Annotated in this window: 15 protein-coding genes and 3 pseudogenes; 8 read left to right on the top strand and 10 right to left on the bottom strand. The window is 62.3% G+C overall.

The window, feature by feature from the left end:
- Positions 1–103 precede the first annotated feature (103 nt).
- On the top strand, positions 104–919 hold the full coding sequence (locus NKH98_RS05275; RefSeq protein ID WP_352476413.1) for a class I SAM-dependent methyltransferase: 816 nt from the start codon (positions 104–106) through the stop codon (positions 917–919).
- Between the two features lie 9 nt (positions 920–928).
- On the opposite strand, the gene NKH98_RS05270 is transcribed toward NKH98_RS05275, so the two are convergent.
- The gene (locus tag NKH98_RS05270; RefSeq protein ID WP_254816825.1) at positions 929–1,423 is read right to left on the bottom strand and encodes a DUF2244 domain-containing protein; all 495 of its coding nucleotides are present in this window, start codon (positions 1,421–1,423) and stop codon (positions 929–931) included.
- Between the two features lie 22 nt (positions 1,424–1,445).
- On the opposite strand from NKH98_RS05270, the gene nth reads away from it, so the two are divergent.
- On the top strand, positions 1,446–2,276 hold the full coding sequence (gene nth / locus NKH98_RS05265) for an endonuclease III (protein ID WP_352476414.1): 831 nt from the start codon (positions 1,446–1,448) through the stop codon (positions 2,274–2,276).
- Positions 2,277–2,314: 38 nt separating this feature from the next.
- Here the strand turns inward: nth and NKH98_RS05260 are convergent, their stop codons facing one another.
- The 4 genes and pseudogenes from NKH98_RS05260 to NKH98_RS05245 all read right to left on the bottom strand — a co-directional run bounded on the left by NKH98_RS05260 (position 2,315) and on the right by NKH98_RS05245 (position 5,998).
- Positions 2,315–3,826, bottom strand: a complete 1,512-nt coding sequence (locus tag NKH98_RS05260; RefSeq protein WP_352476415.1) for a tripartite tricarboxylate transporter permease — start codon at positions 3,824–3,826, stop codon at positions 2,315–2,317.
- 9 nt (positions 3,827–3,835) lie between these two features.
- Positions 3,836–4,303 carry a tripartite tricarboxylate transporter TctB family protein gene (locus NKH98_RS05255; protein WP_352476416.1) on the bottom strand — a complete coding sequence of 156 codons (468 nt, stop codon included), beginning with the start codon at positions 4,301–4,303 and terminating at the stop codon, positions 3,836–3,838.
- An 80-nt stretch (positions 4,304–4,383) separates the two neighbouring features.
- A complete protein-coding gene (locus tag NKH98_RS05250) occupies positions 4,384–5,361 on the bottom strand; it encodes a tripartite tricarboxylate transporter substrate-binding protein (protein ID WP_254816829.1) in 978 nt (325 codons plus the stop codon).
- Positions 5,362–5,543: 182 nt separating this feature from the next.
- Positions 5,544–5,998: pseudogene (locus NKH98_RS05245) on the bottom strand (DUF2214 family protein).
- Positions 5,999–6,224: 226 nt separating this feature from the next.
- On the opposite strand from NKH98_RS05245, the gene NKH98_RS05240 reads away from it, so the two are divergent.
- From NKH98_RS05240 to NKH98_RS05215, 6 genes are all read left to right on the top strand, one after another.
- Complete coding sequence (locus NKH98_RS05240) at positions 6,225–6,764, top strand: GNAT family N-acetyltransferase (RefSeq protein ID WP_352896997.1); 540 nt, start codon at positions 6,225–6,227, stop codon at positions 6,762–6,764.
- A gap of 205 nt (positions 6,765–6,969) precedes the next feature.
- Positions 6,970–7,947: a Bug family tripartite tricarboxylate transporter substrate binding protein gene (locus tag NKH98_RS05235; RefSeq protein ID WP_352476418.1), complete on the top strand. Its 978-nt coding sequence runs from the start codon at positions 6,970–6,972 to the stop codon at positions 7,945–7,947.
- Between the two features lie 158 nt (positions 7,948–8,105).
- Complete coding sequence (locus tag NKH98_RS05230) at positions 8,106–8,639, top strand: tripartite tricarboxylate transporter TctB family protein (RefSeq protein ID WP_352476419.1); 534 nt, start codon at positions 8,106–8,108, stop codon at positions 8,637–8,639.
- 4 nt (positions 8,640–8,643) lie between these two features.
- A complete protein-coding gene (locus NKH98_RS05225; protein WP_352896996.1) occupies positions 8,644–10,167 on the top strand; it encodes a tripartite tricarboxylate transporter permease in 1,524 nt (507 codons plus the stop codon).
- Between the two features lie 15 nt (positions 10,168–10,182).
- Positions 10,183–11,367, top strand: a complete 1,185-nt coding sequence (locus NKH98_RS05220; RefSeq protein ID WP_352896994.1) for a CaiB/BaiF CoA transferase family protein — start codon at positions 10,183–10,185, stop codon at positions 11,365–11,367.
- The gene (locus NKH98_RS05215; RefSeq protein ID WP_254816836.1) at positions 11,364–12,212 is read left to right on the top strand and encodes a citryl-CoA lyase; all 849 of its coding nucleotides are present in this window, start codon (positions 11,364–11,366) and stop codon (positions 12,210–12,212) included. Before NKH98_RS05220 ends, NKH98_RS05215 begins: the two co-directional genes overlap by 4 nt.
- A gap of 74 nt (positions 12,213–12,286) precedes the next feature.
- Here NKH98_RS05215 and NKH98_RS05210 read toward each other — a convergent pair whose 3' ends face one another.
- The 5 genes and pseudogenes from NKH98_RS05210 to NKH98_RS05190 form a co-directional block, all read right to left on the bottom strand.
- Complete coding sequence (locus NKH98_RS05210) at positions 12,287–12,796, bottom strand: NUDIX hydrolase (RefSeq protein WP_352896992.1); 510 nt, start codon at positions 12,794–12,796, stop codon at positions 12,287–12,289.
- 128 nt (positions 12,797–12,924) lie between these two features.
- Positions 12,925–13,191, bottom strand: coding sequence for a hypothetical protein (locus tag NKH98_RS05205; RefSeq protein WP_352687974.1), 267 nt, complete (start codon positions 13,189–13,191; stop codon positions 12,925–12,927).
- A 159-nt stretch (positions 13,192–13,350) separates the two neighbouring features.
- Positions 13,351–13,893 (bottom strand): annotated as a pseudogene (locus tag NKH98_RS05200) (winged helix-turn-helix domain-containing protein); the annotation flags it as partial.
- A 10-nt stretch (positions 13,894–13,903) separates the two neighbouring features.
- A pseudogene (locus tag NKH98_RS05195) lies at positions 13,904–14,113 on the bottom strand (potassium-transporting ATPase subunit KdpA); the annotation flags it as partial.
- Between the two features lie 59 nt (positions 14,114–14,172).
- Positions 14,173–15,654: a hypothetical protein gene (locus NKH98_RS05190; protein ID WP_352896990.1), complete on the bottom strand. Its 1,482-nt coding sequence runs from the start codon at positions 15,652–15,654 to the stop codon at positions 14,173–14,175.
- Between the last annotated feature and the right edge of the window lie 16 nt (positions 15,655–15,670).

Genomic DNA, 15,670 nt, shown 5'->3' with positions numbered 1-15,670 from the left:
CTTGCGTGCGAATATCGTCCTTCGCGGCGGCGATCACCACCCGAAACTTGCTTTCCCGCAGCATGTACCCAGATAGAGCTGGCTTTGAATGGGGAGGACGGTCGTGGCTGGTGAAAAAGTAAACCTGACCGGGGCAAAGGAGACTTTGCTTTTGACACTTTACGGCAAGGCGCTGGAGAGCCGGCTGCCCAATTCGCTGCTCAGGGACTACTTTGCCGATGAGGCGGTGCGCAACATCGACTATGATTTCTCACGGCTCAAGGTCGACAACAATCTCGGCATCGGTCTGGCAATCAGGGCAAAGACGCTGGACGTCTGCGTTCAGGACTTTCTCGCCCGAAATCCTGACGCCATCGTGCTGCATCTGGGGTGTGGGCTCGACACGCGCATATTCCGTATCGACCCGCCAGCCGGCGTGGACTGGTTCGACGTCGACTATCCCGAAGTCATCGACCTCAGGCGCAGGCTCTATCCCGTGCGGGATCGCTACCACCTGATCGCTTCGTCGCTCACCGAACCTGGATGGCTGAATGAAGTACCTCGGGATCGCCCGGCCATAGTCGTGGCGGAAGGCCTGACTCCCTACCTGGCCGCCGAGGACGGGCAGCAACTGTTTTCTCGTTTGGTGGGACATCTTTCGAGCGGCGAACTGGTTTTCGATGCCTATAGTCGCCTGGGCCTGAAGATCATTCGCCTCAATTCCTCCTTCCGCGCCACCGGCGCCGAGGTCCATTGGAGCATTGAGAACCCGCATGAATTGGAGCGAGCCGTTCCGAAGCTGCGGTTCATCGAGGACATCCCTGCCTATAAGCCGGAACATGCCGCTCGCATGCGCTGGCTCGCGAAACTGTTTGTTCGCCTTTGGAAATACATTCCAGCATTGCGCAAGATCGGCAGGCTGTTGCGCTATCGGTTCTGAAACGCTGGCTCAGCGCGCCTTGGCGGTCGCCAGAGCGCGCGAAAATGCGGTGGCAAAACTCTCGCGGTCATCGGGGTTGAGAAAGGCGCCGATCGAGACGGTTTTTCCTTGCGCCTCGACCGCCATTCTGGTGATGCCGATCTCGGCGTGGCGCGCGATCGAAAAGCGTGCCCAGAACGGATTGAAGCGGTGTGATTCCGATTTGCCCGACGGGGCAGTCTTGCGGATATCGAGGCTGGTGCGCGACACCGACACCTCCTCGCGAGCCCGGGCGGCGCGATAATTGGCACGGAAGGCGATATAGACGGCGATCACGTCGAGGCCGAAGAAGCCGAACACCGGCCAGGCGCCGCGCGACAGAAAGAACGCTCCGGTCACCAGCCACCCGAACAGCAGTGCGCCCATCAGGATGGCAAAGCCGGTCTTGCCCAGCGACCGGTGCGGTGTCAGCAGCGCCTGGAAGAATGGCTCGTCGGCCTGAAATGAGGCGTTTGTGTCGCTCATTGGGGAATATTATAGGAAGGCAATGACAAGCCCCAAGCACAAAAACTCTTCCGCGCTCAAAAAAGACCTGCTGCCCGGCCGCCGCGATGGCTCGAACGCCAAGCCGCGTCCGCGGCCGGCGAGATCGCGGGTGCTTTACAGCCCGGCCGAGGTGCATGAGATTTTTCGCCGTTTTTCCGTTCAGCGGCCGGAGCCGAGAGGCGAACTCGAACATATCAACCCCTTCACGCTGCTGGTGGCGGTGGTGCTTTCGGCTCAGGCGACGGACGCCGGCGTCAACAAGGCGACGCGGGCGCTGTTCAAAATTGCCGACACGCCGCAAAAGATGCTGGCGCTGGGCGAGGCCAAGCTCGGCGACCATATCCGCACCATCGGGCTATGGCGCAACAAGGCCAAGAACGTCATCGCGCTGTCCGAGGCGCTGATCCGTGACCATGGCGGCGAAGTGCCTGAGGATCGCGATCAACTGGTCGAGCTGCCGGGTGTCGGCCGCAAGACCGCCAATGTCGTGCTCAACGTCGCCTTCGGCCAGCACACGATGGCAGTCGACACGCACATCTTCCGCATCGGTAACAGGCTCGGCCTGGCGCCGGGCAAGACGCCGGAACAGGTAGAGCAAGGTTTCCTGAAGATCATTCCGGATGAATATATCCGGCATGCGCATCATTGGCTGATCCTGCACGGCCGCTATGTCTGCAAGGCACGCAAGCCGGATTGCCCGGCCTGCGTCATCGCCGATATCTGCAAGGCCAAGGAAAAGACGACCAGCGTGCCTGCACCACTGGTCGAGATCGGGCCGCTCGGGCCAGTGGAAGCAACTCAGGACCGAGCAGCGGCAACCACTGCCCGCTAGCTGAATCTAAAGTTCCTGTTATGCGGCGACATCCATGTTCAGGAACTCTCCTCGACGAACACCTCTTCGCGCTTCTTCTTGACCGCGGGGAGAAAGACGATGACGAGCACGGCGAGCGCGATGAGGAGCAGGCTGGCGCTGATCGGCCGCGTCACGAAGGTGCTTGGGTCGCCGCGCGAGAGGATCATGGCGCGGCGCAGGTTTTCCTCAAGCAGCGGGCCGAGCACGAAGCCGAGCAGCAGCGGCGCAGGTTCGCAGCGCAGCTTGGTCAGGAGGTAGCCAAGCAAGCCGAAGAAGGCGACGGCATAGAGGTCGTAGACATTGGTGTTGACGCTGTAAACGCCGATCGAGCAGAACGCCATGATGATCGGGAAGAGCACGTAGTAGGGGATGGTAAGGAGTTTCACCCAGAGCCCGATCAGCGGCAGGTTCAAGACAATCAACATCAGATTGCCGATCCACATCGAGGTGATGATCCCCCAAAACAGCGCGGGCTGTTCGATGGCGACATTGGGGCCGGGCACGATGCCCTGGATGATCATCGCGCCGATCATCAGCGCCATTACCGGGTTGGCCGGAATACCGAGCGTCAGCATTGGGATGAAGGAGGTTTGGGCGCCGGCATTGTTGGCCGATTCCGGTCCGGCGACGCCTTCGATGGCGCCCTTGCCGAATTCCCCCGGGTTTTTCGAGACGCGCTTTTCGACGGTGTAGGACGCAAAGGCGGCAAGGATCGCGCCGCCTCCGGGCAGGATGCCGAGCGCCGAACCGATGATCGTTCCGCGCACGATGGGAGCCGCCATGCGCCGAAAATCTTCTTTACTCGGCATAAGGCCGGAGATCCTTCGGATCAGCACGGAACGCTCATGCTCGTTTTCGAGATTGCGCAATATCTCGGCGACGCCGAAGACGCCGACCGCCACCGCGACGAAATTCAGCCCGTCGGCATATTCGCGGATACCGAGTGTGAAGCGGGGCGTACCCGTGTAGATATCGGTGCCGACAAGTCCCAGCAGCAGGCCGAGCACGACCATAGCCAGCGCCTTGACGACCGAGCCGTGGGCGAGCGCGACGGACGAGACCAGGCCGACGATCATCAGCGAAAAATACTCGGCCGCGCCGAATCTCAGCGCTATCGCCGTCAGCGGTGGGGCAAAGATGGCGACGAGGAAGGTCGACACCGTGCCGGCAAAGAACGAGCCTATCGCCGCGGTCGCCAGGGCTGCTCCGGCGCGGCCGTTCCTGGCCATCTGATAGCCGTCGATTGCGGTGACGGCCGACGAGGATTCGCCGGGCATGTTGATGAGAATGGCGGTGGTCGAGCCGCCATACTGCGCGCCGTAATAGATACCGGCGAGCATGATGAGAGAGGAAACCGGGTCGCCGATCTGGAAGGTGATTGGCAACAGCATGGCGATGGTTGCGGTGGCACCGATGCCGGGCAGGACGCCAATCAGCGTGCCGAGAAGGACGCCGATCAGGCAGAAGCCGAGGTTTGCCAAAGATGTGGCTGTCGAAAAGCCGAGTGCGAGGTTGCTGAGGAGTTCCATTTCATCTCCTCACAACGACAGTGGCAACCACGGGCCGAAACGCCGGAACGGCAGGCCGAGTGCGTAGCTGAAGACGACGAATGCGAACAGCGTCAGGCCAGCTGACAGCACGAGTGCGGTCAGCGGCCTCATGCGGCCGCTACCGAACGATGCGATCAGCGCCGTCAGGAAGATCGACGGGATGAAGCCGAGGCCGCGCACCGTCAGGCCGAAGAAGATCGGAGCAGGCAGGATAAACAGCATGCCGCGCCACGCAATGTAACCGATCGGCTCGCTCTCGAAACGCACCGCTTGGACAAGGATGGCGGCGCCAAGCAGGATCAGCACGATCGCCAGCACGAGCGGGAAATAGCCGGGCCCCATGCGAAAGGCGGTGCCGATTTCGAGGCCCAGCGACTGCAGCGCGAAAAAGGCGCCAATAAAGACCAACAGCGCGGCGCATATGCCGTTGGTCCTGTCGATTGCGAAAGGTTTCATTGCGTCCTCCCGGCTCGCCTCATGGGCGTGCCGATGCCGGTGTAAAAAAACGGGGCGCTGATGGCGCCCCGTTAGAACCTTTAGTCGGCGTACTGGCCGGCCGCTTCGATGATCGGCTTCCAGCGCGCGATCTCACTTTCCAGCTTAGCTTTGAGCGCGGCCGGCGTGGCATCGGCCTCCGGCGACGGCTTGGTGCCGAGTTCGGCAAATCGGGCGACGACATTCTGGTCCTTCAGCGCCACCTGCAGCGATTTCGAAAGGCGTTCGGTGATCTCGGCCGGTGTGCCCTTGGGGGCATAGATTCCGTGCCAGATGCCGACCTGCACCTGGGGAAGGCCGGCTTCTATCGTCGTCGGCACGTCCGGCAGCACATCGAGGCGTTGTGGCGAGGTTACGGCATAGGCCTTGATAGTGCCGCCCTGAATCTGCTTGGTGGTATTGGTCGTCTGGTCGCACATGATATCGACCTGGCCGCCGAGAAGATCGGTCATGGCCGGGCCGGTGCCCTTGTAGGGTACGGTGACCAGCGGCGTGCCGATGGCGCTCATGAACAGCATGCCGCACAGATGCGAGGCGGCACCGATCCCGGCATTGGCAACGGTGATGCTGTCCTTGTTGGCCTTGGCATAGTCGACCAGCCCCTTCAGATCGGTCGGCTCGAGATCCTTGCGGCCGACGATGGTCATCGGCACCTCGGTGACGAGGCCGACATATTCGAAGCCGTTCAGCGTGTCGTAGGCGAGCTTTCTATAGAGCGTAGCACTTGTAGCCATGCCGATGTGATGGAGGAGCAGCGTGTAGCCGTCAGGCTCGGCATTTGCGACGCGGCCGGCGCCGAGCGTGCCGCCGGCGCCGCCGACATTCTCGACGATGACCTGCTGGCCGAGGTCTTTCGACATAGCTTCCGCGACAAGACGCGCGACGGTGTCGGTCGGGCCACCGGCCGAAAACGGCACGACAATGGTGATGGTGCGTTCGGGGTAGGTCTGCGCGCCAGCCGCCGACGGATAAAGCATGGCGGCCGCAGCGACAGCCAGCGCGGCGATGAGTTTTCGCATCGTGTTTCCTCCCAGGATATGATTGCCAACCGCTGCGCGGGTTCCTCTAAAAACGACTGTAGATGGAGCAATAACTAGCGCAACCCGACAAATGACAATCGCGCTCAAACGGCAAACTGCACGTTTCTCTGCGCAAATGAGTGGGAAGGTTGGGCCGTGCAATGCCCTTCCTCCAACCTATTCTAGTAGCCGTAGCCGCGCGCCATCGCCGCCGCGAAGACCGGGATCAATAGGAAGATCGATGCTTCGGTGCGGACATAGGTGCGAACGGACGCTAGCTCCACCGCAGGAACCTGGAAGCCGGGACTGACGCTCGCCTGCCTGTTCCAGGACAGGAAACGGATGGTCGGGATAATCGACAACAGGCCGACAATGGCGAAGGCGGCCATCTTTGCCCAGAACCCCAATTGTAGACGTAGAATTCCCAGCCTTTCAGACCATAGACGACGCGGCCGATGCCAACGACGATGATCAGCATGGCAATAATGCCGTAGTGGCGGTCGATCCCGACGAGCCGCTTCAGCGTCGCGGCGGACAAGTCGCTGCGGATCAGGACGAATTCGGCGCCGATGATGCCTGCCAACGAAAACACCAGCAGATGATGGAAGATGGCAAGCACAAGGTCGGTGGTGTCCATGCTGGATTCCCTCTGTCGGACGGCAGCGCCGAAACCCAACGCGCCTGAACCAATACCGGAGAAAAACTAACACCGCCTGGCAGGATTCACATCAGCCTGGAAGATGATCTACACAGCCTTGGCTCTTGTTTTTCACAACGGATTTGGATTTCCCGTCTCGTGCGTGTCGCTGTCCCCCTTTTGGAAGACCTGCATTAGGCACCGGCAACACAAACGAGACATGACCATGGCCAGTCCGCATACAATTGTCGCCCCAGTGCTTGAGACCTCGCGCACGGTCCTGCGGCCGCACCGGCTTGACGATTTCGACGCCTATGTCGCTATGTGGGCCGATCCCGTCGTCACCCGCTTTATCGGCGGGAAGCCGCGCACGCGGGAGGAAAGCTGGATGCGCTTCCTACGACACGCCGGCCTGTGGTCGCTTCTGGGCTACGGTTTTTGGGCGATCGAGGAAAAGGAGACCGGCCGCTTCATCGGCGAGGCCGGCTTTCACGATCTGAAACGCGACATGACGCCGTCGATCGAGGGCATTCCGGAGACCGGCTGGGCTCTGGTTTCGGGCGCGCATGGCCACGGGCTGGCCAGCGAAGTCGTCGCACGGGTGCTTGCCTGGGGCGACGAGACGTTCGGCGCCGCGAAGACCGTCTGCATCATCGATCCGGAAAACACCGGATCGCTGAACGTCGCGGCAAAATGTGGTTATGGCGAAGTGCTGCGAACCGTCTACCAAGGCAAGGCGACCATCCTGCTGGAGCGGCAGCCCTGACGGGCGCCGTCTGGCCTCTGCCTGCCACGTCGTCCGGCGTCGAGTTCGCCTGCCTGAAGATCGCACAGTCCGATTGTGCCGCATGCGGCGTGTTCTGTCTTTGACAGGAGGACGCAAACTCTGCATGAATTTTATCGAGCGGGTCTGAAGTCAGGCCACGTTTCTGGCAGGCACCGGAGGAGGTGTCGCGATTTGGAGGAATCCCATGCTGAACAGACGCCGATTCTTGATGAGCACCGCGGCAGCAGGTGCTGCCGGACTCGCGGCATCGCATTTTGTCCCCGCCTTCGCGCAGGACGCGCCGCAGCTGCAGATTTTCGTGCCGGCGGCGCCGGGCGGCGGCTGGGACCAGACGGCGCGCGCCATGGACCAGGTGCTGCGCAGCGAAAAACTGATTTCCGGCTCGCAGATCACCAATGTCGGCGGCGCCGGCGGTACTGTCGGCCTGCCGCAATTCGTCAACCAATGGAAGGGCAAGGGCAATGCGCTGATGGTGGCCGGCATGGTCATGGTAGGCGCCATCATCGCCAACAAGGCGGCCAACAACCTTACCGAGGTCACGCCGATCGCCCGCCTCACCGGCGAGTTCGAGGCGCTTGTGGTGCCGGCCGCCTCCCCGTTCAAGACGGCCGCGGACTTTGTCGCTGCTCTCAAGGCTGACCCGACGCAGGTTCCGGTTGCTGGCGGTTCGGCCGGCGGCTCGGACCATATATTGTTCGGCCTCATCGCCAAGACCGTTGGTGTTCCGGCCACCAATCTTTCCTATGTGCCGTTCGCCGGCGGCGGCGAGGCGCTTTCGGCGCTGCTCGGCAACCAGGTCGCGGCCGGCATCTCCGGCTATGGCGAGTTCGCCGAACAGGTCAAGGCGGGTGCGCTGCGGCTGCTGGCCATCTCCGCGGACAAACGCCAGGAGGGGATCGATGCGCCGACGATGAAGGAAGCAGGCATCGATGTCGAGCTGTTCAACTGGCGTGGCGTCTTCGCACCGCCCGGCGTCTCGGACGCCGACAAGGCAGCAATGATCAAGCTGATCGAGACCATGGCCAAGAGCGACGCCTGGGCCACCGAATGCAAGAACCGCAACTGGACGCAGATCCTGCTCACCGGTGACGACTACGCGAAATTCGTCGCAGAAGACACGGCCCGTATCGGGACGATCCTCAAGGACCTCGGTCTAGCGTGATGCTCTCGGCAAGGGGTGGCAGCCTGCGCCAACCCTCGCCGACTTTCGCCAGCCGCATGGACATACGCGGCGCCGGAGGTGAAACTACGCCGAGATCGGCCGGGTGAGACCGGTCCAAGGAGAACCGGCCCCAAGGGACCGACATTGGGAGGACGATGATGAGCACCAGCGACCAGCCGGCGCCGCCGCGCCTTGCAGTGCCCGAACTGCTGATCGGCGTCGGGCTCCTCGCCTGTGCGGGTGCGGTTGCCTGGCAGACGCTGGCAATCCCGGTGTCGCCGCTCTATTCCAAGGTCGGTCCGACCGTCTTTCCCTACATCACCATGACCGGCATGGTGATCCTGTCGCTGCTGCTCATCATTGCCGCCTTGCGGGGCGGCTGGCAGCCGGAGGACGAAAAGGCGACGCCGACCGACTGGAAGGCGATGGGCATCGTCGCCCTCGGACTGATCGCCAACCTCGTGCTGATCCAGCCGCTCGGCTTTACCGCGGCATCTGTCATCATGTTCGTTCTCATCTGCCACGGTTTCGGCAGCCGGCGTCCGCTGCGTGACGTGCTGCTCGGGCTGATCCTGGCGCTGGCCGCCTATTTCGGCTTTGCCAGGGCGCTCGGCGTCAATATCGGCGCCGGCTTCATCGAAAACCAGCTGAACGCGATCGTCGATTCGGTCGTCGCCATGCTGAGGGGCTGACGCCATGGAAACGCTCGGCCATCTCGCGCACGGATTTTCGGTCGCCTTCTCGCCGATCAATCTCATATGGTGTCTGGTCGGCACCACGCTGGGGACTGCGATCGGCGTGCTACCCGGCCTCGGGCCGGCACTGACCATCGCGCTGCTGTTGCCGATCACCTATCAAGTGGCGCCGGAGGCGTCCTTCATCCTGTTTGCCGGCATCTACTACGGCGCGATGTATGGCGGCTCGACGACATCGATCCTGCTCAACACGCCTGGCGAAAGCGCCACCATCGTCACCGCGCTGGAAGGCAACCGGATGGCCCGCTCCGGCCGCGGCGGTGCGGCCTTGGCAACCTCGGCGATCGGCTCCTTCGTCGCCGGCACGCTGGGCACGATCGGCGTTGCCTTCCTGGCGCCGATCGTCGTGAAATTCGCGCTGGCCTTCGGCCCGGCCGAATATTTCTCGCTGATGGTGCTGGCCTTCATCACGGTTTCGGCGGTGCTCGGCTCGTCGTCGGTGCGCGGCCTGACCAGCCTGTTCGTCGGCTTCGTCGTCGGCATGATAGGCGTCGACCTGCAGACGGGGCAGCCGCGCTTCACCTTCGGCATGAGCGAATTGCTCGACGGCGTCGACGTCATCGTCGTCGCCGTTGGCCTGTTCGCCGTTGGCGAGACGCTTTACATGGCCTCGCGCCGCTATGCCGGCAAGGACGAGATCGTGCCGTTGAAAGGGTCGCTCTACATGACCGCGGCCGAATGGTCGCGCTCGTGGAGGCCATGGCTGCGCGGCTCCCTGATCGGCTTCCCGATCGGCGCCATGCCGGCCGGCGGCGCCGAAATCCCGACCTTTCTCTCCTATGCCATCGAGAAGAAACTCTCCAGACACAAGGAGGAGTTCGGCACGGTCGGTGCGATCGAGGGCGTTGCCGGACCGGAAGCGGCCAACAATGCATCCGCGGCCGGCGTGCTGGTGCCGATGCTGACGCTCGGCCTGCCGACCTCGGCGACGGCCGCAATCATGCTGTCGGCATTCCAGAGCTACGGTATCAATCCGGGGCCGCTGCTGCTGACGACGCAGGCCGACCTTGTGTGGGGGCTGATCGCCAGCCTGTTCATCGCCAACGTCATCCTCGTCGTCCTTAACCTGCCGCTGATCGGGCTTTGGGTCCGATTGCTGAAGATCCCGGCGCCGCAGCTCTATGCCGGCATCCTGGTGTTCGCCACGGTCGGCACCTACGGCATCTCGCAATCGCCGACCGACCTCGTCATCCTCTATCTGCTCGGTGCCGCCGGTTTCCTGATGCGGCGTTTCGATTTTCCGACCGCGCCGGTTATCATCGGCATGATTCTCGGGCCGCTTGCCGAAACGCAGTTCCGCCGCGCGATGACCATCTCCAACGGCGATTGGACGGTGTTCTACAAGCATCCGCTGTCGCTGACGCTGCTGACGCTGGCCTTCATCGGGCTGGTTGGCCCGCATATCTGGGCCTACATCGAGCACAGACGCATGCGTGGACCGGAGCACGTGCCGGGCGATGCCTGAGCTGTTCGCGACGTCATGACAGACCTGCTTTCCGGCATCCGCATCCTTGACCTGACCAATGTGTTGGCCGGCCCCTATTGCGCCTACCAGCTGGCATTGCTCGGGGCCGACGTCATCAAGGTCGAGACGCCGCAAGGCGGCGATCTGGCGCGCCAGCTCGGCGCCTCTCCGGAGCTCAACCGGGCGGGCATGGGTGCTTCGTTCCTGGCGCAGAATGCCGGCAAACGCTCGGTGGCGCTCGATCTCAAGCAGCAGGCCGACCGCGAACGCTTCCTCGATCTGGTCGCTTCGGCCGACGCGCTGGTCGAGAATTTCCGCCCCGGCGTCATGGACCGGCTGGGGCTTGGCCACACCAGGCTGAAGGAGGTCCGGCCAAGCCTTGTCTATTGTGCGATATCGGGCTTCGGCCAGACCGGGCCGATGCGCGACAATCCAGCCTATGACCAGATCATCCAGGGTCTTTCCGGCATTATGAGCATCACCGGTACACCGGAAACGGCGCCGCTGCGTGTCGGTTATCCCGTCGCCGATACGCTTGGCGGGCTGGTCGGGGCGTTCGCCATTACCGCCGCGCTGGTCAAGCAGAAGACGACAGGCGAGGGTGCGTTCCTCGACGTCTCGATGCTCGAATGCACGCTTTCTGCGCTCGGCTGGCCGGTGTCGAACTATCTGACGGCGGATGTCGAGCCGCAGCCGATGGGCAATGAAAATATGACGGCCGCACCCTCTGGCGCGTTTCGCACCGGCGACGGCTTGCTCAACATCGCAGCCAATAAGCAGGAGCAGTTCGTCACACTGTGCCGGTTGATCGGTCGGCCGGAGCTGGCGTCGGATGTTCGCTTTGCCGAGCGAGAAACCCGCAAGCAGAACCGCATTGCATTGAAAGCGCTGATCGAGGATGCCTTGGCGAGCGGCTCGGCCGCCGCCTGGGAGGAGACGTTCAATCGCGCCGGCGTGCCGGCAGGCCGGGTGCTGACAATCCAGCAGATACTGCAGGAGCGACAGGTGATCGAGCGCCGCATGACGGCGCGCTTCCCGGCTGTGTCCGGGATGGACCAGCCGCTGACCGTGGTGCGCGGCGGCTTCATGGTCGATGGCGAGGCACCTTTGCCGAGCAGGCCACCGCCGGGACTCGGCGAGCATATGGGCGAGGTTTTTGCCGGCCTGCCGCCGCGTGCCAGGAAAAGAGCGAAGGCATGAGCGGAACGCAAAACAAGACTGGTCGCGCACGCGGCGAGGAATGGTGGCAGACCGGCATCATCGAGATGCGCCCCGGCGTCATCCGGCTGCGCGGCTATGAGATCCAGGATCTGATCGGCCGCGTCAGTTTTCCGGCAATGATCTGGCTGATGCTGCGCGGCGAGCTGCCAAGCGAGGAGCAGGCGGCACTGCTTGGCATCGCGCTGGGTGCTGCCGTCGACCATGGGCCGCAGGCGCCGTCGATCGCCATCGCCCGTATGGCGATCACCTGCGGCGTCGCCATCAACAGTGCTATGGCATCAGCCGTCAACGTGCTTGGCGATGTGCATGGCGGCGCCGGCGAACAGGCGCTCTCCTTCTACGGAGACATCGCTGCCGAACTGGACGCCGGCATGCCGCTTGCGGACGCCGTGTCGGCGCGGCTCGATCGTTTCCTTGCCGGGGAAAACGGCTATGTGCCCGGGCTCGGCCATCGTTTCCATCCGGTCGACCCGCGGGCGCCCCGCCTCATCGAGCTAACCCGCGACTTTGCCGCGCGCGGCATCGTCAGCGGGCGCTTCGCCGACATCGCCGAGGCGATCGAGGCCGAGGTGGCGCGGCGCAAGGGCAAAAAAATCCCGCTCAACATCGACGGCGCCACGGCCGTCATCTACGGCGAGCTCGGCTTCCCGCCGCCGCTGACGCGCGGCCTTTTCGTGCTGTCGCGCTCGGTCGGCATCCTCGCACATGCATGGGAACAGTCGCAGGAAAGCGACCGCAACAAGGGGCCGCTGCCGCGCGAATGGCTGTGGGCCTATACCGGCACGCCGGTGCGGTCTTTGCCCGAGGGCGACGGCGGCAAGTGAGATTTCGATTCAAGTGACGGCGGCAGGCGCTGTGGCCAATTCCATCCCGATCCAGTCGTGATAGCCTCGATCCTTTATTGAGCGTGATCTTTTCCGAAAGCCGGATTCTTTTTTTTGGAACTATACTCCAGCTTGGGAATCCTGACGTTCCTCACCAGCGTCGAGAGATCCGGCTCGTCGATGAGCACCGCCGCGTCGGCCGGCGCCAGCCACGCACGCTGACGCCTCTTGGATTCTTCCCAGTCGGCAAGTTCCTCGGATACCTCCAGCAAATAGACGACGACGTCGACACGGACGAAGCGGTTCGCCAGCCGCTTCCAGTAGCAATAGGTGCCGGCCGGCTGTTTCAGTGTCTTGCCGAGAACGCCGGCTTCTTCCTGTGCTTCGATGGTGGCCGCCTTGCGGCCGCTCTTGCCCTTCATCGGCCAGCCCTTCGGCACAATAAAGCGCCTTGTCGTTCGCGATGTAACCAGCATCACCTCGACGTCGCCATGCTCGTTCAGCCGAAACGGAATCGCCGCGACCTGGCGAATCCGGGCGCCCTTCCTTGCCTTGCGTACGACCTTCTTCTTGCTGGCTGCCATTCGATAATCCAGTCGAGGCGGTGCCCAAACGGCAAGGGCAGCGTTGCAAAGTCGGCCGCTTTCAATGGGGCACAAGCGGAGCGGTTTCCACAATATATAAGTCGGCTAAATAAATGAAAGGGCTGTCGTCAGCGGCAGGTGCTGACAAAGCCGCTCCCCGACGGCAGCAACTGGCAAGTTGGCCTCATCTGCGGCACCTCCTGCCGTTCCGGTGTTGGGATTTGGCGATCCTGGGCACGGTACTGCTGTTGCTGCTGCTGATATTGCTGCCGCCGCAGCCTGTTCTCCAACATCTGCAACTGGTCCTGCTGGATCAACACGTTGCGGTCGGCGGGACTGACGACCTGTGCCGATGCAGCAGGATTTACGCCCGACAGCATCGCCGAAGTCAGCATTGCCGACCCTAAAAACGTCAATAGACGAAGCCGTGACATCCATTCATTCCGCACAAAACCGATCTTTCCTTAATATAGGGCTTTTGTCCGGCGACACCATGGCCGCCGCTGACTTGAAGCAGATTGGAAGAGGCATTTCGGCTTCGGATGCTCGTCGCGTCAATCGACTTCGCGCAGCCGGTATCCAGCGCCGGTCTCGGTGGTGATATAGCGGGGCTGGTCGGGCGTTTTTTCGATCTTTTGCCTGATCTGCCGGACGTAGACTCTGAGATATTGAACGTCGGTGGAATCGCCCCAGACCTGCTTCAGCAGGAATTGGTGGGTGAGAACCTTGCCGGCATGCTGTACGAGGATGCGGAGGATGTCATATTCCTTCGGCGAGAGCTTTATCTCCTTGTCCTCGACCTTGACGATGCGCTTCACCAGATCGACGGAGAGGTCGCCGGTCTGGAACACCGGTCTCTCACCCTGCTGTTGGAACTTGTGGCGAAGCGCGACGCGGATGCGTGCGACAAGCTCGTTCATACCGAATGGCTTGGTGACATAATCGTCGGCGCCGAGTTCGAGGGCCGAGACGATGCCGGCCTCATCAGTGCGGCTGGAAAGAATAACCACGGGAATGTCCAGGCCATCATCCCGCCATTTGCGGAGCAGCTCATGCCCGCTCATGCCGGGCAGACCGAGATCGAGCAGCCATCGGTCAACGCCACGCGAGGGCGAAGATCGTCACCATCTGGATCAGGTTGGAGATTGCATCGGGATTTTCGAAGGGATGTGCTGCATTGGCGTTGAAGAAACCGCCGCCATTGGTGCCGAGCATCTTGATGGCAACCTGGGAAGCGACCGGCCCGACCGCAATAGTCTGTTGCGCGCCTTCGAGCGTCGTCGCGTTGACGTAGGCAGCGAGCGTCTGCGGGCCGCCTCGGCGCTGGCCACAGCTTCAGGAGGGATGTGCACACCGGCGCGCGAAGCTGCCGGGGCTCAGTCCGCGCGGGTGTAGATCACCGCGTAGTCGTCCGCATAGGCCCGCTTCCAGCCCAGTTCGTCAAAGAACGGAATGCGGCGGTCGTCGGCGGTCAACAATGCCCAGCCTATCGTATATTTCTCCAGTTGGGCTTTCAGGATCGGCTTGCCCCGGCTGTGCCCAGTCTGCTCATCCGTTTCCGTAAAGCCATTCAGGAAGAGCTGATCCGCGCGGCCGTCGATAAACGTCCTGATGCCATGGAAGATCAGCGTACCGCCGAAATCGTAGGAGTTCAGCAGATTGCCCGACAGATTATGGGATTGGGCGAAGGCCAGTGCGTCCCTGGCCGAGGTCTTCTGGTTCGGCGCGACCGGATAGGTCGTGAAGGCGGCAGCCGCCAAAACCAGCAAAACGGCAAGTCCAGCGCAAATCCTGGAAAATTGCCGTGCGAAAAATTGTTCAAGTCCGTCGCGCCTTTCCGCCGCCCATTTCTCGGCTGAAAGCGCTGGATATTGTTGCGCGACCTCAACGGCAAGGACCACCGGGACAAGAAGAAAGAACAAGTACATGAACCGTATGTGGGTGAGATAGGCGTGCAGCGTGAAGACAAGGAACAGCGCCTTGGCCCAGCCAATGCGCAATCTCGACACGAGCAGCCCGAAAAACGCCACCAGCAGGGCCACCTCCTGGAGGGTGTGCCGCGAGGCGTCGAAGGGTTGCCACTCCGCAATGTAAGGCACCGCCTCATTGCCATAGGCCACCGTGAACGTGGCGAGTATGGCCTTGACGCCATAGGGATTGAACAGGCTGACCAGCGGGCAAAGCAGCCCGAAAGCGATCCACTTGGCCAGCAGCCGGGGGTTCGACAAGCGCGTGCGCATGACGAGATCGAGGCCGGCGAAGGCGGCGATGACGAAACCGAAGGTGAAGGTGGCATGGAGATTGGCCCACAGGCAAAGCAGCGTCAGCAGCCACAAAGGCGGCGCTTTCTCGTTGCGTGCGGCCTGGAAAAGACCGGCGGTCCAGACGACGATGATGGGCAAGGTAAAGATGTGCGGCCGGGCGACATAGATTGGCCCGATCAAGAGCGCGAGAACCAGCGTCAGTCCTATCGCCAGCGTCGGCTTCAACCACGCGCTGAGATACCACGACGTCAAGAAGATCGTGAGCGCTATTACTGCAGTCGCCAGCAGCACCACGCCGCTCCAGCCGCCGGCTTCAAAGGCAATTGCAAGGAGAAGCTGACTAAGCCATTCCTTGGCGATCCATGGCTGGCCGGCAAAAGTGTAGGAATAGACGTCGACGGTGGGGAATGTGCGGCTTGCCAGGATATCCATGCCGACTTTGATGTGCCACCAGCTATCAGGATCCTGCAGGAGGGAGGTGGCAAAGGCGAGGAGCGCCGCCGCCATCACGACCGCCGCCAGCAGGCAAAATACCAACCTCACATGCCGTATATCGCCTATCGACGGCTTCGCCTCACCAGATATCCCGCGCATATGGCATCCCTGAGCC

The organism is Mesorhizobium sp. M0833, from assembly GCF_040319905.1.
GTDB lineage: Bacteria > Pseudomonadota > Alphaproteobacteria > Rhizobiales > Rhizobiaceae > Mesorhizobium.
Note: the sequence above shows the minus strand (reverse complement) of the source record. Positions and strands in the feature narration are given on the sequence as shown.